Here is a 19,776-nt window from a genome sequence, read left to right as displayed (position 1 = left end):
GGTTTTTTTCTAATTACAAATTCGATTATTCGGTAAGTGAAAATAGTTAGAATTATATTGGCTATGTTACCCATCAATTTTGCGTTATATCTTGTCGCCCTGCGCTTTTTTATAATAAGGGCCACAATGAAAATCACAAATATTGAAACCTTTTTTTATCATCCAGGGGTCGGGAAAAACCTGCTTTTTGTCAAAGTAGATACCGATGAAGGCATTTACGGTTGGGGCGAAGCCTATGTGATGAATACCAAAGAGAAGGTCGTCAGTGAATATCTTAATGCCATCTCTCCGCTGGTGATTGGGCGTGAAGCCTACCATATCCGTCACCTTGGGCAGACGTTGCTTGATGATTTTGCGATTCGTCGTAATTCGGTTGACCTGCTGTGCGCCTGGAGTGCCATCGAACTGGCGCTGTGGGATATCGTCGGCAAGAAAGCCGGGCTGCCGCTGCACCGTATTCTGGGTGGCGCGGTGCGCGAAAAAATTCGTCTTTACGCCAACGTCTGGTGGTTCGGTGCCAAGAGCATTGACGATACGGTAAAACGCGCATTGAACGTGGTTGCTCAAGGGTATGACGCCATCAAATGGGATCCCTTCCCCGGCCCGTGGCGCACTTTTATTTCCCGCGCTGATGAAACCGCTGCCGTGGAGAATGTGAAGGCGGTGCGCGAGGCCGTTGGACCAAACGTGGAATTGCTGATTGACGGCCATCGTCGTTTGGCACCGAATCATGCGATCCGCGTGATTGAACGTCTGGAAGAATATGATATTGGCTGGTACGAAGAGCCCTGCCCACCAGAAAACATCGATCTTACCGTCGAGGTTAAACGCAGTACTCACACGCCTATCGTGCTGGGTGAATGGCTCTACACCAAAGAATGGTTTGTGCCGGTGTTTGAGAAACGCGCGGCGGACATTATCAACCCGGATATTTGTGCGGTTGGTGGCTGTTATCCATGCTGGAGATTGCTGCGCTGGCCGCTCCGCACGGCGTGGCGGTAACACCGCATAACTACAACAGTCCGATTGTCGGGCTGGCAGCGACGGCCCATCTCTCGGCCGTTATTCCTAACTTCAATATCGCGGAAGTGTTTGTCAACCTGATTGAACCGACGCAGGGGATTGCCACGCCAGGCATTACGATTGCCAACGGCTGGGCTGACGTGCCGGATGCGCCGGGATTGGGAATCGATCTGGATATCAATGAACTCAAGAAACGCCCTTATAGCCCCTTACCGGGTAAAGGACTGCGCGATTACCGCGAGGAATTCCCGCGCAAAGTCGCTGCCGTCGCCCCTAATGTCTTTAACCCAGCCTGATTCACGGAAAATACGATCATGTCAAAACTTACTCAAGATTTCATACGCCCAGACCAGGAACTGATTGACGCTTTTAAAGACATCACCGCTGCCACAGCCCATGAGGCTTTTGGCCGACGCAGTGCGGTCGACTCCGCCATCAAGCCAATTTACCCCGGCTGGGCTCCGCATTTACGGTGAAAACCCCTGCCGTGGATAATTTCACTATCCATGCGGCACTCCAGTTAGCCAAACCAGGAGATGTGCTGGTGATTGATGCCGGAGACTACACGGAGCAAGGCTCGTTTGGCGATGTCATGGCGACGGCGGCCCTTAGCCGCGGTATCGCCGGATTGGTCACCAACGGCGGGGTACGAGATGTGGGACGTATTCACAAGTTGGGTTTCCCAATTTTTCCCGCTCTATTTCCATCAAAGGCACTGTCAAAGAAACCTTTGGTGAAATCAATCAGCCGATCGCTTTTGGCGGCGTGACGATTAACTCTGGCGATCTGATCATCGGCGATGATGATGGCGTCGTTGCGATCCCGCTCGAGAAGATTGAAGAAGTGCTTGCCGCTTCGCGCAGCCGTGATGAAAAAGAAGTGAAACTGCGAGCGCAAATTCAGCAGGGAAAAACCATCTGGGGACTGCATAATTTTAATGCGCTGTTAAAGCGTAACGGTATTGATGTTGATATTTGATCTGCACGCGACATTTACATGATCGCTGCAGGTCATGGAGTGAGCCAGTGCTGTATAGCCTGCGTTGTTCGAGTTGCAGGACATTACGTTTATGTTTTGAACGGCGCTTGCGGCGAGGAATCGTTATGGGCCGAATAGCAAGCGCAATCAAGGCATTTGTAACTAACATCTAACGTATATGCAAGCTGTCTAATTCTAAACAACCTGCTGGATGAGTGCTGCATGGTAACACGCTTTTGTGTTGGGCGTGGTGTGGCGCTCCTCCTATTTATCTCATTATTTAGTGGAACTGGTTTTCCCCTTGAAGATGCAGAAGCATCCACTACTTATTGAATGTTCTGTGTGCATCACCTGTTAATGTGCTTGCGACCTTCTACTTTCTCCTCGTATATTTTTTCTGCTTCATAAAATGGCGCGTGTGGATGCAGATCTTAATCGTGAAATTACCTGGTTCATCGTTGATGCAATAAATAAGGTTAATAAAACGTTGTGCTTTCACCTTTAGTGATCTCTCTACTTCAGGTATGTTGTATCAAGTATGGTGTACCTCTTAGATAACACCTTTTTATACCTATACGGTAAATCCGCTGAATCAGATAAATATATAATGTTCCTATGAGTAGGTTTTTTGGAAATATTATGATTTCTCTTTTTTGTTATGTATTTATCTTAAGTACATTGTTTTTATCAAATACGCTTGAGTGAAAATAAAAAATCGAGCTTGATCGCAAAATTCAATAATAAAAAAATTGTTCTTTCGCTTGTGCTATTTTCTTGCGCTTGTACTAGTTATGGTGAATCAAATGGGTAGAATTATGTTGATTTTTGTTGTGTGTTTATTTAGTGGTGGTGCATACTCTGCATTCTTTTTTCGCTACTCAGTGGTTCCTCCTGAACAGGTTTTCCAACAGGGTTTTCTTCCATTAGGTAACAATAGCAATGTGTATCAACACGTCACTGGTGTTAGTTGTTTTGATCGTAACGCAAATTCCAGATTTATTTCTACATCGTCATCAGAATTTATGGCAATGGAAATGGCAAATGCAAATACCCCGATAGGTTCAAATTACTATTTATATCGAATTCGACCAACGGATAACTTCTATAACTCTATGAATAGCGTACAAGCAGCAATGAACCGAACGCATGATGAGCGATTTTTTGAGGCGTACTTGTATTATATGCTTGAAGATGAATGGTTTGCAGAAGGAGGGATTAGTCCTCAACAGATTCACAGTGCCATAGAATATCAGAGTCACGGCCCCCACCAAGAAGCAACCCTGATAAGGGAATATCCAAATGCAGCCTACATTGATGCCGACAGCGCACCAAATGATACTGTTTACAGTATTCCTGATCTTCCTGCAGAACATATAAATGAGCCGCGGAACTGTACTGGTTGTGATATTAATTTGCCAGTAAATAAATTTAAAAGGAGTATCAAATACGAATTTGAGTTGTGGCTTATGTGCAGCCATAAGCATCTTGAGGTTTTTTTGGTGAGTGAAATGTCAATGTTAATGAGGTGCGTATGAGAATGTTTTTTTATTCTTTTCGTTTTTTATTTAACTATGCCGATGAATGTAATGGCAATGAAAATAGAAAATATGGAGGATGCATGTAATACCAGAGGCGCTGAGTTTAAGAAAGATGTTTATATCGACGGATACAGTATCAATACCATTCTCCCTAGTGAAGAATATGGGTTTTATGTCAGGGTGCTAAAAGAATGGTTTAAAGTTGTACTAAGAAGTGAAAAAGAGAAAGACGTATATAGGGATCAATTCTCTAGCACTACGAGAATGGCCAATGCCATGGGCATTCCGGTCAATGTTTGTCTGGATAGAACGGGAGATGGCTACTTACTCGGTATTGAAATTTTATCTCACAGACCAACCCATTGATGTTCTTGCTATCGAGGTGTTGGTATTCTTGCTATTACACTGCACTTATCCGTCGTCCAGGTTTAAGGCGATTTCAATGGATGGCAAACATGGTAGAACAAAGCAAAAGCGTTAGTGAACCGCTGAGCTATTTCAGAACCTCATTAAACAGATCGCTGTATAACAAAAAACCAACGGTAATGAACCAGTATCAGTTCATGCCGTATTTTTTCAATTTCTTGCGCAGCGTACCGCGGTTGATACCCATCATCAGGGCCGCGCGGGTCTGGTTACCACGGGTGTACTGCATCACCATGTCCAACAGTGGCTGTTCAACTTCAGCCAATACCAGCTCATACAGGTCATTCACATCCTGGCCGTTAAGTTGAGCGAAATAGTTCTTCAGTGCCTGTTTAACCGAGTTGCGCAGGGGTTTTTGGGTTACCTGAGCCTGAGAGTTTACGGTAGAAACGGTCAGTACGTCAGAATTCACGCGTTGTTCGAACATAGTTCTGTCAGCTCTTTTTCTATTTACGCAAGATTTTCAAAATATGCCTCCAACGCCTCCAGCTGTTCGCTGGCATCCTCAATGGCGTTGAATGTGCGCCTAAACTGGTCATTGGGGGCGTTCTCCTGGAGATACCAGGAGACGTACTTACGAGCAATAAGGAATCCCTTGCCCGGACCATAAAAGTCGTGCAATTCCCGTATGTGCTTGAAGAGCAAACGCTTCACTTCTGCCAACGGCATCGGTGCCAGTTGCTCCCCCGTGTCCAGATAACGCTGGATTTCCCGAAAGATCCAGGGTCTTCCCTGAGCAGCCCGTCCTATCATCAGGGCATCTGCCCCGGTGTAATCAAAAACCGCTCTGGCTTTATGCGGGCTTGTAATGTCGCCATTCGCGATAACGGGAATGGCAACGGCCTGCTTAACCGCCCGAATGCTGTCGTATTCTGCCTCACCGTTGAACAAGCACGCACGCGTGCGGCCATGTACGGTGAGCGCCTGGATACCACAGGCTTCGGCCAGTCTGGCAATGTCTACACAGTTACGGTGCTCCGGTGCCTAGCCAGTACGAATTTTCAGCGTGACCGGTACGTCCACCGCCTTAACCACGGCGGAGAGGATTTGTTTTACCAAATCCGGATACTGCGACAGCGCAGAACCCGCCATCTTGCGGTTTACCTTCTTTGCAGGACACCCCATGTTGATATCAATGATTTGCGCGCCGAAATCGGTGTTGATTCTGGCTGCCGCAGCCATCTCATCAGGGTCGCTTCCGGCAATCTGCACGGCGCGGATCCCAGGTTCATCGCTGTGTACCATGCGCAGACGCAACTTATCCGAACGCCATACCTCCGGATTGTAGGAGAGCATTTCGGAGACCGTCATCCCAGCCCCCATGTCATGACAGAGCGTCCTGAAAGGGCTATCGCTGACGCCAGCCATGGGGGCGGCGATCAATCGATTAGCTAGCTGAAATTGTCCAATATGCATAGACAAAGAGTGACCATACTGTGTCTGCAAGGGCACGTATATTACGCATTTTTTACGCCAGATGAAAGGCCAAACTTTGAGCAATTGAGCGTAACAGATCAAGGAAATGTGTCTTCGCGCAATTAAATTTTATAATTGTCTTTTTATTACAGCATGTTATAAGAAAAGTCACTCATTGGTCCAACCATTGTACGATCAAACATTTCTGTGCAACAGTACGCAAATGCCTGAACAGACCGCGCCCGGTGGCGTTTTCATGCGCAATAACGGGTGGTTTCTCGCGCAATGGCTTTATCTAAAGGCCTGACGAGTGCCGCCAACCACCGTGAAACGGCTAAGGGCACTCGCCGTAACGCTTAGCGCTTGACGCCCGTAATGCGGCACCACTCTTCTTTCTCAACGGTCGGGTCGAGGTCGAACAGGTCGGTGTAAGCTGCTGCCACGTTTTCTGCCTGTGAAGCCAGAATGCCTGATAATCCTAAATGTCCTCCCGCCTTGGGCAGTGTGCTAATCAGCGGTGACAGCTCGCGCAGTGGGCCTGCAAGGATATTGGCGACCACGACGTCGGCAGAGAGGTCATTGGGCTGGTCTTTCGGCAGATAGAGCGCCAAACGCTCTGAGACGCCGTTACGCTGTGCGTTATCGCGGCTGGCTTGAATGGCATGAGGATCGATATCGATGCCAATCGCCTGTGCGGCACCCAGTTTCAATGCCGCGATCGCCAAAATACCAGACCCACAGCCAAAATCGATAACCGTCTTGCCAGCCAAATCCAGACTGTCGAGCCATTGCAGGCACAGGGAGGTGGTGGGGTGCGTGCCGGTACCAAAGGCCAGACCGGGATCCAACATCACGTTAACGGCATTCGGATCGGGGATGTCACGCCAGCTCGGGCATATCCACAGGCGTTTGCCAAACTGCATCGGGTGGAAGTTGTCCATCCACTCCCGTTCCCAGTCCTTATCTTCCAACTGCTCGATTTTATGGCGAAAACCGGCACCCAGTAACGGTTCTTGCCCCAGTTGGGTAATCACGTCCGGCATCTCGGTTTCGGCGTCGTACAGCCCAATCACATCGGTATCGCCCCATAAACTGGTTTCACCCGGCAGCGGCTCAAATACTGGCGTATCGTGGGTGTCCTGAAAGGTGACGGACACCGCACCGCTCTCGATAAGCGCATCGCCCAGTTGTTCAGCCTGCGCGCCGGTCGCATTGGCGCGTTCCCAATAAAGTCCGAGCACCAGTGGCCACAGGAATACCGCTTCCAGGCCGCCAAACGCCAGCAGATTGAGCCAGATAATCATTTCAGGCGGTCGCCAGGAGGCCAGCAGCGTCAGCACGCCGAGCAGCAGCGTGGTGGCGCTGGAGAGCCATTTGATATGGCGTTCATTCTGTGCTTGGTGCGGTTTTACGCTCAGATACAGATCTTTGATAATGGTGGCAGACGCTTGCAGCAGGTGTGCGTTGATGTTGGCCATAATGGCGGACATGGGCGCGGCGAGGAAGATGCCCTCTGCCAGCGGCGGCAGCACTTTCACCATCAGTTCCGGCAGTACCTGATCGGGAATGGTCAGGTTCGGCATTATAGCGCGTCCCAGCGCGCCGGCCATATGCATACCCAGCATCAGCACGGTGATGACGATGGTACCGATAATGATGCCGCGATGCAGCGCTTTGCTATCTTTGTAAGGGATGCAGCGTACGGCGGTGTTAGACAGGCCGATGACGCCGAAGCACACCAATACCCAGAATGAGGCCATAAACGGGAAGGTGAGCGTCTGGCCGCTGCCGTGCAGGTCTAACAAGGCCGGATCGATCTGACGCAGCGTTTCTACCGCGCTGCCCAGTCCGCCAGCGGCAGAAATAATCGCCACCAGTAGCAATACTGTGCCGATCAGCATCACCACGCCCTGCATCGCATCATTGAGCACGCTGGCGCGAAAACCGCCGAAGGTGGTGTAAAGCGCTATCGTAACGCCGAAAATCAGCAGGCCAACGTCGTAGGGCACGTTAGCGGCAGTTTCCAGCAGGCGAGCGCCACCGATAAACTGCACTGCCATTGCCCCGATAAAGGCCACCAGCGGGCTCAGGCTGGCAAACCATACCAGCAGGCGACTGCCGTAACGTGCATACAGCATATCGTTCAGCGTAATGGCGTTGTAGCGTCGTGCCAGAATGGCGAATTTTTTCCCTAGAATGCCGAGAGAAAGCAGCATGGTTGGCACCTGGATCACCGCCAATAGTACCCAGCCCAGACCGTATTTATAGGCAGCACCTGGCCCACCGATAAACGAACTGGCGCTGACATAGGTGCCAATCAGCGTCATGGCGAGCACAAACCCACCCATTGAGCGGCTACCAAGGAAGTACTCGTTGAGGAAATTGCCCTCGCGGCGGCGCAGATAGGTGTAAATCGACAACCCAAACACCAGCATCAGGTAGACGACCAGCGGCAGAATCACATCATTGTGCATCGTCGTCTCCTAACGGAATATCGCGAAATACCAGGTGCGTCATAAGCCAGCACAGCACGATAAACACCAGCGGCAGCAGCAGGCAGGAGAACTCAAACCAGCGCGGCAGCCCGGTCAACCCGGCGGTGTTGTCAGACACGTAGGTGGTGACTACCCAGCCTACGAGGTAAAATAGCGTCAGGAACAGTGCCCATCGCGCCTCTTTGTGCGCTTGGGGGAAACGTTTGTCCATGGTTTTTCCCTGTAAAGCGGTACCAACATGCAAAAAGGCCAGCATGGCTGGCCTTTATACGCTTGTACGATGCAGATTATTGCAGACCTAGCTTTTTTCCAGATAGTGGATATTGGTTCCACCGTGCTGGAAGTTCTCGTCGTTCATAATCTTCAACTGCAACTCAATGTTGGTTTTAATACCATCAATGATCAGTTCCGCCAAGGCGTTTTTCATTCGGGAAATCGCGATATCGCGACTTTCACCGTAAGTGATCAACTTGCCGATCATGGAATCGTAGTACGGCGGCACGGTATAGCCTGCGTAAATGTGCGATTCCCAGCGTACACCAAAACCGCCCGGTGCGTGGAAACGGGTGATCTTGCCCGGACTTGGCAGGAAGGTGTTGGGATCTTCAGCGTTGATACGGCATTCCACCGCATGACCGCGCACGTTGACCTCTTCCTGTTTGATCGACAACGGTTGACCAGCAGCGATGCGCAGCTGCTCTTTGATCAGATCGACGCCAGTGATCATCTCCGTTACCGGATGCTCAACCTGAATACGGGTGTTCATCTCGATAAAGTAGAACTCACCGTTTTCAAACAGGAATTCAAACGTACCGGCACCGCGATAGCCGATATCCACACAGGCTTTAGCGCAGCGATCGCCGATGTAGCGACGCAAATCTGCCGTGATGCCCGGTGCAGGCGCTTCTTCCACCACTTTCTGGTGACGACGCTGCATGGAGCAGTCGCGTTCCGCCAGATAGATAGCGTTGCCCTGACCGTCAGCCAATACCTGAATTTCCACGTGACGCGGGTTTTCCAGGTATTTTTCCATATACACCATGTCGTTATTGAAAGCGGCTTTCGCTTCCGCACGGGTCATGAGGATGGATTGTTCCAGATCTTTCTCGCTGCGCACCACGCGCATGCCGCGACCGCCGCCGCCGCCAGAGGCTTTGATAATAACCGGGTAGCCGATGCGTTTGCCAAAGGCGCGGTTCTTGTCCATGTCGTCGCCCAGAGGGCCGTCAGAACCCGGTACGCACGGTACGCCCGCTTTCTTCATGGCAGAAATGGCAGAGACTTTGTCACCCATCAGGCGGATGGTGTCTGCGCGTGGGCCAATGAAGATAAAGCCAGAACGCTCGACCTGCTCGGCAAAATCCGCATTTTCGGACAAAAAGCCGTAGCCGGGGTGAATGGCCACGGCACCGGTGATTTCCGCGGCGGAAATGATCGCCGGGATGTTCAGGTAGCTTTTGGTCGACGGAGCCGGACCGATACACACGGTCTCATCGGCCAGCAGCACATGTTTCAGATCGCGGTCGGCACTGGAGTGAACGGCAACGGTTTTGATGCCCAGTTCTTTACAGGCGCGCAAAATACGCAGCGCAATCTCTCCGCGGTTCGCGATAACGATTTTATCTAGCATGGTAAGCCTCGTTATTCGATGACAACCAAAGGCTCATCAAACTCAACCGGTTGGCCGTTTTCAACCAGCACGGCTTTCACCACGCCTGCTTTATCGGCTTCGATTTGGTTCATCATTTTCATGGCTTCAACGATGCACAAGGTATCGCCGACGTTAACATGTTGCCCCACTTCAACGAATGCCTTGGCATCCGGGCTTGGGGTACGGTAGAACGTACCAACCATGGGAGAGCGCACGGTGTGACCGCTAACGGCCGCAGGCGCTGCGGCAACAGCTGCTTCCGGGGCCACGGCGGTTGCCAGCGCAGGGGCCGGTTGCTGCATCATCGGGTAGCTCGGTGCAGCAGGGGCACGACTGATACGTACTGATTCTTCACCTTCTGAAATTTCCAGTTCGGCGATGCCAGATTCTTCAACCAGTTCGATCAGTTTCTTGATTTTACGAATATCCATGGATGTGGTTCCGTACTCATTTGTTGAAATGGGTTTATTTAGTTTGACGTGGACAGGCGTTTTACCGCCGTCTGTAACGCATAGCCATATCCATCCGCGCCCAGGCCGCAAATCACACCCACCGCCACATCGGACAAGTAAGAGTGATGACGGAACGGCTCGCGAGCGTGCACGTTGCTCAGATGGATCTCAATAAACGGAATTTCAACGGCCAGTAGCGCATCACGTAATGCAACGCTGGTGTGGGTAAATGCCGCCGGGTTAATTAAAATAAAATCCGTATTGCCGCGTGCCTGATGAATAGTATCAATCAGCACATGCTCAGCGTTGGATTGGACATGGGAGAAGTGTACATTGAGCGCCTGCGCTTGATGTTCCAGACCGCTGACGATCTCTGCAAGCGTAGTGCTGCCGTACTTCTCTGGCTCACGGGTTCCCAGCAGATTCAGGTTGGGACCGTTCAAAAGCAAAATGTGAAATCTCTCTGCCATTGTGCAGCTATCTCCCGCGATACACCCAGTTTGTAGAAAAACGTGTAGCACAACATAGCGCGAAGCACATCGTTTGTCACCTTTTGGCAACGTAAATTGTTCACAGGGCTATAAGGTCGGGCATTATAACCATATCGTGGCAATTAGCAGCTAAATACTGGTCTTATCTACGCAAATAGCTTTGACACCCCCCGCCGCGTGTGGCATTGCGCCACAGTCGCTTTCCCGGCATTAACGCCGCCACTGGCGGAACTTTTTGTAACGCAGCGCCAACAAGATCAGCGCACTTAGCCCATAGATCATCGGTTGCGGCGATAAGATTTTTACCGACCACAAATAATGAATGGGTGCGAGCACCGCGATGACATAGATAAGGTTGTGTAAGCGCTGCCAGTTACTGCCAAGCGCACGTTGTGCCGCCTGAAATGAGGTTACCGCCAAGGCTAGCAGCAGCATCCAACTGAGTGCGCCCAGCGTAAGATAAGGGCGGTTAATCAACTCCTGGCCCAACAAGGCGAGGTTGGCGAGCCCGAGCTCAAACAACGCATAGCTGGTCATATGCAGCGTAGCCCAGGCAAAACACCACAGGCCGAGCATGCGGCGGCAGCGGATCAACAACGGCTGTTTGCCGTAGCGCGCCAGCGGTGTCACCATCAGCGTTGCCAGCAGCAGTTTTAGCGCCATTCGTCCGGTAAAATGCTGGATATCTTTAGCCGGATCGGCGCTCAACGCCCCTTGTTGAATGGCATAAAGCAGCCACAGCAGCGGTAACCATGCGGCAGCATGCAAGACGATTTTCAGCCAGAACATCTGGCGGAGTGTCAGACGCATTTAGAAATTATCCCGCAGATTCAGGCGGCGATACAGGTGTGCTACCTGTTCGGCATAGCCATTAAACAGTAGTGTCGGTTGGCGCTGAACGTTAAGCAATCCGCCTGCGCCAATCACCCGTTCGCTGGCCTGCGACCAGCGCGTGTGGTCAACATCCGGGTTCACATTGACATAAAAACCATATTCATCCGGTGCAGCCAGATTCCAGGTTGAGGGCGGTCGTTCGCGCGTAAAGCGGATTTTCACGATGGACTTGATGTTCTTGAACCCGTATTTCCACGGTGTCACCAGACGGATGGGGGCGCCGTTCTGTGGTGGCAAGGTTTTGCCGTAAACCCCCAGCGCCGGCAGAGTAAAAGGATGTAGCGCCTCTTCCATGGTTAAGCTTTCTACATAAGGATAGTCAAGCCCGCCACCGAGAAAGCGATCTTTCTGCCCTGGCATCTGTTCGGGATCGTGCAGGGTTTGAAAGGCAACATAGCGCGCGGCGCTGGTCGGCTCTACGAACTGAATCAGTTTCTCCAAGGGAAATCCCACCCAGGGAATCACCATTGACCATGCCTTGACACAGCGAAAGCTATAGATGCGCTCTTCCAGCGGAAAGCGCTTGATAATGTCATCGATATCCATCGTGACTGGTCTGGCGATTTACCCCTTCTATTTGTATCTTCCAGCCTTCCGTGCGCAACCCGCCAGCATTGGCGGCCGGGTCGGCTTTATCCAGTCCGAATTCATAGAAGTTGTTGTAGCCGGTAACCTTGTCCTCGGGCGTCAGCGTGAGTGACGCTGGCGCATTGGGTTCCGGTGTGAAACTGAGCGGCGTGGGTGGCGGTGTTGTCGGTTTTTTTTGCCGCCGCCGGTGAGCCAGTCCAGCACATCCGCCTGTGCGCTAAGCGGCAGGCTCAGTGAGGCGGCGGCGATACCCAGCTCTTTCATCACGGCGCGGCGCTGGTGAAAAATCCCATCAGGGGTAACGTCGGCGGCGCTCGGTTGGCGTTGACGATGAGAGTCAGACATGATGATGTCTCCATGGGTTACGACGACTGCGTACAGTAAGTATGGAAGATAAGACGGCACGAGCAAAAAAGAGTTCATTGCAGAGCGTTGCACCACTCGCCTGAAGGGGAAACTGTCGGTGGTTATCGGTTGCGTTCACGTCACGATCGCGATGTGATTGTGACCAGAGAGGAAAAGTCAGGGAAAATCCTTTAGTGTCTATATTTGTAACAGGTAGTATTAACAACAGTGGTGAATACGGTACCGGGGTGTGACCTCGTGCGGCGAGAGGATGCAGGGATGGGCGAATGACGAAATTTTCTTCATTAATGACGATGGTGCTGATAGTCGTCATATCCCTGCTGTTTATCATAGGGTTAGTCACCATTGTTGATGATAATCTACAGCAGGTTGATAACCAGCTTCATTCTATCGCGACCAGCATCGATCAGGCGCTGTTGGTACAACCTCCTGAACTGTTATGCTTTTGGCTGCCCTCAATGATGAAGGCGGCGGGGGTTGTGCTCCTGGAGATCCGGGACCTAGATCACAACCTGCAATTTTCGCTGCGATTGCCGGAACTGATGAGCGCAGAAGGCGATTATGTGCACCATGTGATGCAACTGCCGCTGATGCAAAACGCCGATTTTCTCGTCAACCTTACCTATCTTGATCCCTTTTTCGGTTCGCCGCGCTGTATTTTCTCCACTATCGCCATGGTGGTGGCGATGGCGTGCATGCCTGCGCTACTGGTGTTTGCCGTGCGGCGTTTTCGCCGCAAGGTGGCAGGGCACGAACAGTTGGAGACGCGCGCAAACCACATTCTGCGCGGTGAACGCGAATCGGTGGCGCGCGGTTCGGTGCACGAATGGCCCGATAGCGCTAGCGGTGCGTTCGATCAGTTGCTGTCGGACCTTGCCGACGCACGCGAGGAACGCAGCCGACTGGATACGCTGATCCGCGCATTCGCCGCCCAGGATGCGGAAACCGGATTGAGTAATCGCCTGTTTTTCGATAACCAACTCACCACGCAGTTGGAAGACGCTGAAAATGTCGGCACCCACGGCGTGGTAATGATGATTCGTCTGCCGGATTTCGATACCTTGCAGGAAACGCATCGCTATGCCAATGAACTGCGTGAGTACCGCAATACGCTGGTCAATATGCTATCGACCTTTGTCATGCGTTATCCCTCCGCGCTGCTGGCGCGCTATTTCAATAGTGATTTTGCCGTGCTGCTGCCACACCGTTCGCTGAAAGAAGCGGATATTATTGCGGCGCAGTTAGTCAAAGCGCTGGATATTCTGCCGATCACTCCGCTTATCGATCGTGAGGATGTACTGCATATCGGCATCTGTGCCTATGCCAGCGGGCAGAGCTCTGAGCAGGTGATGGAGAGTGTGGAGGATGCTACGCGCAATGCGGTATTGCAGGGAGGAAACGGCTGGTGCGTATTTGACCGGCAGGTGCCAGACAAGGGGCGCGGCAGCGTGAAATGGCGCACATTGCTGGAACAGACGCCGGCAAAAGGTGGCCCGCATCTGTATCAAAAACCGGCGGTGACGCGCGATGGCGTGGTGCATCATCGGGAAATCATGCCGCGTATCACCGATGGCGATCAGGTTCTGCTGGCCGCCGAATATATGCCGCTGGTACAGCAATTGGGGCTGACGCCCAATTATGATCGGCTGCTGGTGACACAAATCATCGCGTTGTCTGCTTCCTGGCCGCAGGAGACGCTGGCGATGCCCGTCAATGTGGATTCGCTGTTGCAGTCCTTTCTGGCGTTGGTTACAAGAAGTGCTATTGCAATGCCCGAAACAACAGCGTCAACGCATATTGTTTGAACTTGCTGAGTCAGATGTGTGTCAGTATATCGGGCGCTTGCGTCCTATTCTGAATACGCTGGTGGGATTGGGGTGTCGGCTGGCGGTGACGCAAGCCGGGCTGACCTTGGTCAGCACGACCTATATTAGAACGTTGCAGGTGGAAATCATCAAGTTGCATCCAGGTCTGGTGCGCCGTTTTGAACGCAGAACGGAAAATCAACTTTTTGTACAAAGCCTGATAGAAGCCTGCAAGGGAACCTCCGCCAACGTGTTTGCCGCAGGCGTCAGAACTCAGGAAGAGTGGAATACGTTATCGAGTCGCGGTGTTTATGGTGGCCTGGGCGATTTTTTCGCGGCGTCTATCCCTGTCAGCGATGAGTTGAAAAAATATTCATCTCGGCATCGTGTTTAGGGTGAATGTCGCAGGTAAATTGACGTAGAATGCGTGGTTTATAAATCGGTTAGTGTGTGCTTATTGCATGGACTGGCCGATAAAATGTTAGATTTTGTGCCCTGTGTTGATGCCATCCGACTGCGTGAAAAAGCGGTAACTCGCTTTACCGCACAAAGAAATATCGCCCCGACGGTTTTTCAGGGGAACGTGATGCGTATGACACAGGGGAATTTTTCACTGATGCAGAGCGCTGTCGTGCCTTGTCGCTGCACCGTGTGGTTGGTAAAGTAGGCGGATTTCTTTTCGCCCCCAGCTTGCAGGATTATCCTTTCGTTATGTTTAAAAAATTTCGTGGCGTGTTTTCCAACGACTTGTCCATCGACCTGGGTACCGCCAATACCCTGATTTATGTTAAAGGGCAGGGCATTGTACTGAATGAGCCGTCTGTGGTCGCTATCCGTCAGGATCGTGCCGGTTCGCCTAAGAGCGTCGCTGCCGTAGGCCATGAAGCCAAACAGATGCTTGGTCGTACTCCGGGTAATATCGCAGCTATCCGCCCGATGAAAGACGGTGTTATCGCCGACTTTTTCGTGACCGAGAAAATGTTGCAGCACTTTATCAAACAAGTGCACAGCAACAGCTTTATGCGTCCGAGCCCACGCGTACTGGTGTGTGTGCCAGTCGGTGCTACTCAGGTTGAACGTCGTGCCATTCGCGAATCTGCGCAAGGGGCCGGGGCGCGCGAAGTGTTCCTGATTGAAGAACCGATGGCGGCGGCTATCGGTGCTGGACTGCCGGTTTCTGAAGCAACGGGCTCCATGGTGGTGGATATCGGTGGCGGTACCACAGAAGTGGCGGTTATCTCCCTGAACGGTGTGGTCTACTCTTCTTCCGTGCGTATTGGTGGTGACCGCTTCGATGAAGCTATCATCAATTATGTGCGCCGTAACTACGGCTCACTGATCGGTGAAGCAACGACGGAACGCATCAAGCACGAAATTGGTTCTGCGTATCCGGGCGATGAAGTACGCGAAATCGAAGTGCGTGGTCGTAACCTGGCTGAGGGCGTACCGCGCGGCTTTACCCTTAACTCTAACGAGATTCTGGAAGCGTTGCAGGAGCCGTTGACCGGCATCGTGAGCGCGGTGATGGTTGCGCTGGAACAGTGCCCGCCAGAGCTGGCTTCCGATATTTCTGAACGCGGCATGGTGTTGACCGGTGGTGGCGCACTGCTGCGTAACCTGGATCGCCTGCTGATGGAAGAGACCGGCATCCCCGTCGTGGTTGCCGAAGATCCGCTGACCTGCGTGGCTCGCGGTGGCGGTAAAGCGCTGGAAATGATCGACATGCACGGCGGTGATCTGTTCAGCGAAGAGTAAGAGTGCCTAATAAAAGGAAGGGGAACCGTATGGGGAAACAGCGTTGTTTTTCATCCCGTAGGGTAGCCCCTCTTTTTTATTTTGTGGCGAGTCGTTTTCTCGGGTATCGCCATTAGCGTAATTCCCTGCGCCCGACGCCCCTCTGCCCCTGCGTTTCTGCGGGCATGACGGCGGTTAATAACACGAATGTTAGCTTTCGTTTCGAGCGTGTCGGGCGTTCTTTATTTGCGTTGAGGAATACGCAACCTTTATGAAGCCGATTTTTAGCAGGGGACCTTCCCTGCAATTGCGACTTTTTCTTGCCGTCTTCACGGCGATGGCGATCATTATCGCCGATAGCCGCTTGGGGACGTTTCTCAAGATCCGTACCTATATGGATACGGCGGTCAGTCCGTTCTATTTTCTCGCCAGCGGGCCGCGTGAAGTATTGGATAATGTCTCTGAATCGCTGGCGACCAAAAATCAGCTGGCGCTGGAAAACCGTGCGTTACGCCAGGAACTGCAACTACGTAACAGCGATCTGCTGCTGCTCGGCCAACTGAAACAGGAAAACGCGCGTCTGCGCGAACTGTTGGGGTCACCGCTGCGTCAGGACGAGCAGAAAATGGTGACCCAGGTGATTTCCGCAGGCACAGACCCCTATAGCGATCAGGTGGTGATTGATAAAGGGGCGGCGCACGGGGTCTACGAAGGGCAACCGGTTATCAGTGATAAAGGGGTGGTCGGACAGGTTGTCGCGGTCGGTCAGTTGACCAGCCGTGTGCTGCTGATCTGCGATGTTTCCCATGCGCTGCCGATTCAGGTGCTGCGCAATGATATCCGCGTGATTGCTGCCGGTAATGGCTGCACTGACGATTTGCAACTGGAGCATTTGCCCAACAACACCGATATTCGCGTCGGTGATGTGCTGGTGACATCCGGACTGGGTGGTCGTTTCCCTGAAGGGTATCCGGTGGGCGTCGTCTCCGAAGTGAAGGTGGATACGCAACGCGCCTACACCGTTATCAAGGCGCATCCTACTGCCGGTCTGCAACGTTTACGCTATCTGCTGTTGCTATGGGGCGTTGACGACGTGTCGGGCAAAGGGTTGCCGCCGCAAGAAGTGCATCGTGTCGCCAACGAACGCTTGATGCAGATGATGCCGCAGGTTCTGCCTTCTCCCGATGAAATGGGCCCGCCGGCACCGCCTGCTGCTACGCCAGCACAGGGAGGACGCCAATGAACCGCTATCGCCGTCACGGCAACTGGATCATCTGGTTATCGTTCCTGATCGCCATGGTGCTGCAAATCATGCCGTGGCCGGATCAGTTCTATCATTTCCGGCCATCGTGGCTCTCGCTGTTTCTGATTTATTGGGTAATGGCGTTGCCGCATCGGGTTAACGTTGGTACCGGCTTTGTGCTGGGAATGGTGATGGATCTTATTTTAGGGTCCACGCTCGGCGTGCGTGCGCTGGCACTCAGCATTGTCGCCTATCTGGTGGCCTTCAAGTTTCAACTGTTCCGCAATATGGCGCTCTGGCAACAAGCCATGATCGTTATGGTGCTTTCGCTGGTGATGGATCTGATTGTTTTCTGGGCAGAGTTCCTGGTAAGCAATGTGTCATTCAGGCCGGAAAATTTGTGGAACTGTGTGATCGATGGCGTGTTGTGGCCCTGGCTATTCCTGTTGATGCGCAAAATTCGCCGTCAGTTCACAGTACAATAATCAATAAGGGCGTAGTCCTTAACCGGAGCGCCTACAGTAGAATACGTAGAGTGACTACGTAGCGAGGATATATGACTGCGCTCTATCTGGCCTCGGGTTCACCGCGCCGTCGCGAACTGCTTACGTTGCTGGATATCCCTTTTGAACTGTTGCGTGTTGATGTTATCGAGCATCGGGCAGCACATGAAACGGCAGAGGTCTATGTACGCCGTCTAGCGCAGGATAAAGCGCAGGCGGGGGTTGCTGCCGCACCGCAAGATTTGCCAGTGTTGGGGGCCGATACCATCGTGGTGCTGGAAGGGCAGGTACTGGAAAAACCGCGCGACGAAGCCCATGCCGCGCACATCTTATCGATGCTTTCAGGGCGACAGCATCAGGTGATGACAGCTGTCACGTTGGCCGATCGTCGCACCCAGTGCAGCGCGCTGGTGGTGACCGACGTGACGTTTCGCGCGCTGACGCCGCAGGACATTACCCACTACGTTGCCAGCGGCGAGCCGATGGATAAAGCGGGAGCCTACGGCATTCAAGGTAAAGGCGGCTGTTTCGTCAAAGCGATCGCTGGCAGTTACCACGCGGTTGTCGGTTTGCCGCTGGTGGAAACACATGAATTGTATAATCAGATTATAGCGTTACGAACGGCAGGAGCAGAAAATGACAGCTGAGTTACTGGTCAACGTGACGCCGTCGGAAACGCGCGTTGCCTACATTGACGGCGGAATACTGCAAGAGATCCATATTGAGCGCGAAGCGAAACGCGGCATCGTGGGCAATATCTATAAAGGCCGTGTCAGCCGGGTATTGCCGGGCATGCAGGCCGCGTTCGTGGATATCGGGTTGGATAAAGCGGCGTTTTTGCACGCGTCAGATATCATGCCCCACACTGAATGCGTGGCCGGGGAAGAACAGAAAAACTTCCACGTGCGCGATATTGCTGAACTGGTGCGCCAGGGGCAGGACTTGATGGTGCAGGTGGTGAAAGACCCGCTCGGTACCAAAGGTGCCCGACTGACCACCGATATTACGCTGCCATCGCGCTATCTGGTTTTCATGCCCGGCGCGGCCCACGTTGGGGTTTCACAGCGTATTGAAAGTGAAGTGGAACGTGAACGCCTGAAGAAAATCGTCAGTGAATATTGCGACGAGCAGGGTGGGTTTATTATCCGCACAGCGGCAGAGGGGATTGGGGAAGATGAGCTTTCTTCAGACGCCGCGTTCCTCAAACGCCTGTGGACCAAAGTCAGCGAGCGAAAAAAACGTAACCAGACCAAATGTAAGCTGTACGGTGAAGTGGCGCTGGCACAGCGTATCCTGCGTGATTTTGCCGGTGCGGCGTTGGATCGCATCCGCATCGACTCCCGTCTGACTTATGACGCGCTGCTGGAGTTCACCACGGACTATATTCCGGAAACCACCAATAAGCTGGAGCATTACGCCGGACGCCAGCCGATTTTCGATCTCTATGACGTGGAGAATGAAATTCAGCGTTCGCTGGACAGAAAGGTTGAGCTGAAATCCGGTGGTTATCTGATCATCGATCAAACCGAGGCGATGACGACGATAGACATCAATACCGGGGCCTTTGTCGGTCATCGCAATCTGGATGAGACCATCTTTAACACCAATATCGAAGCGACGCAGGACATTGCCCGCCAACTGAGGCTGCGCAACATGGGTGGTATTATCATTATCGATTTCATCGACATGAGTAATGAGGACCACCGTCGCCGGGTGCTGCACTCTCTGGAGCAGGCGCTCGCCAAAGATCGGGTTAAAACCAGTATTAACGGCTTCTCTCAACTAGGATTAGTGGAGATGACGCGTAAGCGCACTCGTGAGAGCATTGAACATGTGCTGTGTCATCAGTGCCCGACTTGCCATGGCCGCGGCAGGGTGAAAAGCGTCGAGACCGTTTGCTATGAAATCATGCGTGAAATTGTGCGGGTGCACCATGCCTATGACACCGATCGCTTCCTGGTGTACGCATCGCCTGCGGTGGCTGAGGTATTGAAAAGCGAAGAGTCCCACGCCCTGGCAGAAGTGGAAATTTTTGTCGGTAAACAGGTCAAGGTGCAGATTGAGCCGTTGTACAGCCAGGAACAGTTTGATGTGGTGATGATGTAGTCCCCATGTCGATGATAAACCGAACAGAATGACTTCCACGCGTCGCCTGCGACGAAGATCAAGGAGA

General features: G+C 52.4%; 17 protein-coding genes and 5 pseudogenes. 13 read left to right on the top strand and 9 right to left on the bottom strand.

Annotated features, from left to right (window positions below; genetic code table 11):
• Window positions 1–63 precede the first annotated feature (63 nt).
• From JZM30_RS16005 to JZM30_RS15975, 6 genes and pseudogenes are all read left to right on the top strand, one after another.
• Window positions 64–1,319 (top strand): annotated as a pseudogene (locus JZM30_RS16005) (mandelate racemase/muconate lactonizing enzyme family protein).
• Between the two features lie 18 nt (window positions 1,320–1,337).
• Window positions 1,338–1,499, top strand: a complete 162-nt coding sequence (locus tag JZM30_RS15995) for an RraA family protein (RefSeq protein ID WP_252319872.1) — start codon at window positions 1,338–1,340, stop codon at window positions 1,497–1,499.
• A pseudogene (locus JZM30_RS15990) lies at window positions 1,496–1,779 on the top strand (RraA family protein); the annotation flags it as partial. The gene JZM30_RS15995 and the pseudogene JZM30_RS15990, both read left to right, overlap by 4 nt.
• A 9-nt stretch (window positions 1,780–1,788) precedes the next feature.
• Window positions 1,789–2,001, top strand: a complete 213-nt coding sequence (locus JZM30_RS15985; RefSeq protein ID WP_252319868.1) for an RraA family protein — start codon at window positions 1,789–1,791, stop codon at window positions 1,999–2,001.
• Between the two features lie 815 nt (window positions 2,002–2,816).
• Window positions 2,817–3,536 carry a scabin-related ADP-ribosyltransferase gene (locus JZM30_RS15980; protein ID WP_252319866.1) on the top strand — a complete coding sequence of 240 codons (720 nt, stop codon included), beginning with the start codon at window positions 2,817–2,819 and terminating at the stop codon, window positions 3,534–3,536.
• Window positions 3,537–3,593: 57 nt separating this feature from the next.
• A complete protein-coding gene (locus tag JZM30_RS15975) occupies window positions 3,594–3,905 on the top strand; it encodes a hypothetical protein (protein ID WP_252319864.1) in 312 nt (103 codons plus the stop codon).
• A 190-nt stretch (window positions 3,906–4,095) separates the two neighbouring features.
• Here JZM30_RS15975 and fis read toward each other — a convergent pair whose 3' ends face one another.
• The 9 genes and pseudogenes from fis to msrP form a co-directional block, all read right to left on the bottom strand.
• The gene (gene fis, locus JZM30_RS15970; RefSeq protein WP_252319862.1) at window positions 4,096–4,392 is read right to left on the bottom strand and encodes a DNA-binding transcriptional regulator Fis; all 297 of its coding nucleotides are present in this window, start codon (window positions 4,390–4,392) and stop codon (window positions 4,096–4,098) included.
• A gap of 23 nt (window positions 4,393–4,415) precedes the next feature.
• Window positions 4,416–5,381, bottom strand: a pseudogene (dusB, locus tag JZM30_RS15965) (tRNA dihydrouridine synthase DusB).
• A 356-nt stretch (window positions 5,382–5,737) separates the two neighbouring features.
• Entirely contained in the window at window positions 5,738–7,855 is a 2,118-nt protein-coding gene (gene panF, locus JZM30_RS23650; protein WP_286673610.1) for a sodium/pantothenate symporter, read from the bottom strand.
• Window positions 7,845–8,087, bottom strand: coding sequence for a YhdT family protein (locus tag JZM30_RS15950; RefSeq protein WP_252320585.1), 243 nt, complete (start codon window positions 8,085–8,087; stop codon window positions 7,845–7,847). Before JZM30_RS15950 ends, panF begins: the two co-directional genes overlap by 11 nt.
• 87 nt (window positions 8,088–8,174) lie before the next feature.
• Window positions 8,175–9,506 carry an acetyl-CoA carboxylase biotin carboxylase subunit gene (gene accC / locus JZM30_RS15945; protein ID WP_252319860.1) on the bottom strand — a complete coding sequence of 444 codons (1,332 nt, stop codon included), beginning with the start codon at window positions 9,504–9,506 and terminating at the stop codon, window positions 8,175–8,177.
• Window positions 9,507–9,517: 11 nt separating this feature from the next.
• Window positions 9,518–9,958: an acetyl-CoA carboxylase biotin carboxyl carrier protein gene (accB, locus tag JZM30_RS15940; protein WP_252319858.1), complete on the bottom strand. Its 441-nt coding sequence runs from the start codon at window positions 9,956–9,958 to the stop codon at window positions 9,518–9,520.
• A gap of 38 nt (window positions 9,959–9,996) precedes the next feature.
• Window positions 9,997–10,449: a type II 3-dehydroquinate dehydratase gene (gene aroQ, locus JZM30_RS15935; protein ID WP_252319856.1), complete on the bottom strand. Its 453-nt coding sequence runs from the start codon at window positions 10,447–10,449 to the stop codon at window positions 9,997–9,999.
• Between the two features lie 231 nt (window positions 10,450–10,680).
• Window positions 10,681–11,280 carry a protein-methionine-sulfoxide reductase heme-binding subunit MsrQ gene (gene msrQ / locus JZM30_RS15930; RefSeq protein ID WP_252319854.1) on the bottom strand — a complete coding sequence of 200 codons (600 nt, stop codon included), beginning with the start codon at window positions 11,278–11,280 and terminating at the stop codon, window positions 10,681–10,683.
• Window positions 11,281–12,297: pseudogene (gene msrP / locus JZM30_RS15925) on the bottom strand (protein-methionine-sulfoxide reductase catalytic subunit MsrP). It abuts the gene before it with no gap.
• A 287-nt stretch (window positions 12,298–12,584) separates the two neighbouring features.
• Between msrP and csrD the strand changes: the two are divergent.
• The 7 genes and pseudogenes from csrD to rng all read left to right on the top strand — a co-directional run bounded on the left by csrD (window position 12,585) and on the right by rng (window position 19,709).
• Window positions 12,585–14,517, top strand: a pseudogene (gene csrD / locus JZM30_RS15920) (RNase E specificity factor CsrD).
• An 84-nt stretch (window positions 14,518–14,601) separates the two neighbouring features.
• Complete coding sequence (locus JZM30_RS15915) at window positions 14,602–14,790, top strand: hypothetical protein (RefSeq protein ID WP_252319852.1); 189 nt, start codon at window positions 14,602–14,604, stop codon at window positions 14,788–14,790.
• Window positions 14,791–14,834: 44 nt separating this feature from the next.
• Window positions 14,835–15,878 carry a rod shape-determining protein MreB gene (gene mreB, locus JZM30_RS15910; protein ID WP_252319850.1) on the top strand — a complete coding sequence of 348 codons (1,044 nt, stop codon included), beginning with the start codon at window positions 14,835–14,837 and terminating at the stop codon, window positions 15,876–15,878.
• 250 nt (window positions 15,879–16,128) lie between these two features.
• Window positions 16,129–17,100 (top strand): rod shape-determining protein MreC, encoded by a 972-nt coding sequence (gene mreC / locus JZM30_RS15905; RefSeq protein WP_252319848.1) that lies wholly within the window; start codon window positions 16,129–16,131, stop codon window positions 17,098–17,100.
• Window positions 17,097–17,585, top strand: coding sequence for a rod shape-determining protein MreD (gene mreD, locus JZM30_RS15900; protein ID WP_252319846.1), 489 nt, complete (start codon window positions 17,097–17,099; stop codon window positions 17,583–17,585). The genes mreC and mreD overlap by 4 nt, the downstream gene beginning before the upstream one ends.
• 71 nt (window positions 17,586–17,656) lie before the next feature.
• Complete coding sequence (locus JZM30_RS15895; protein ID WP_252319844.1) at window positions 17,657–18,250, top strand: Maf family protein; 594 nt, start codon at window positions 17,657–17,659, stop codon at window positions 18,248–18,250.
• Window positions 18,240–19,709 (top strand): ribonuclease G, encoded by a 1,470-nt coding sequence (rng, locus tag JZM30_RS15890; RefSeq protein ID WP_252319842.1) that lies wholly within the window; start codon window positions 18,240–18,242, stop codon window positions 19,707–19,709. Before JZM30_RS15895 ends, rng begins: the two co-directional genes overlap by 11 nt.
• Window positions 19,710–19,776: the final 67 nt, after the last annotated feature.

The organism is Candidatus Symbiopectobacterium endolongispinus (assembly GCF_018777385.1).
GTDB classification, from domain to species: domain Bacteria; phylum Pseudomonadota; class Gammaproteobacteria; order Enterobacterales; family Enterobacteriaceae; genus Symbiopectobacterium; species Symbiopectobacterium endolongispinus.
This window is presented reverse-complemented; position numbering and strand designations above follow the sequence as displayed.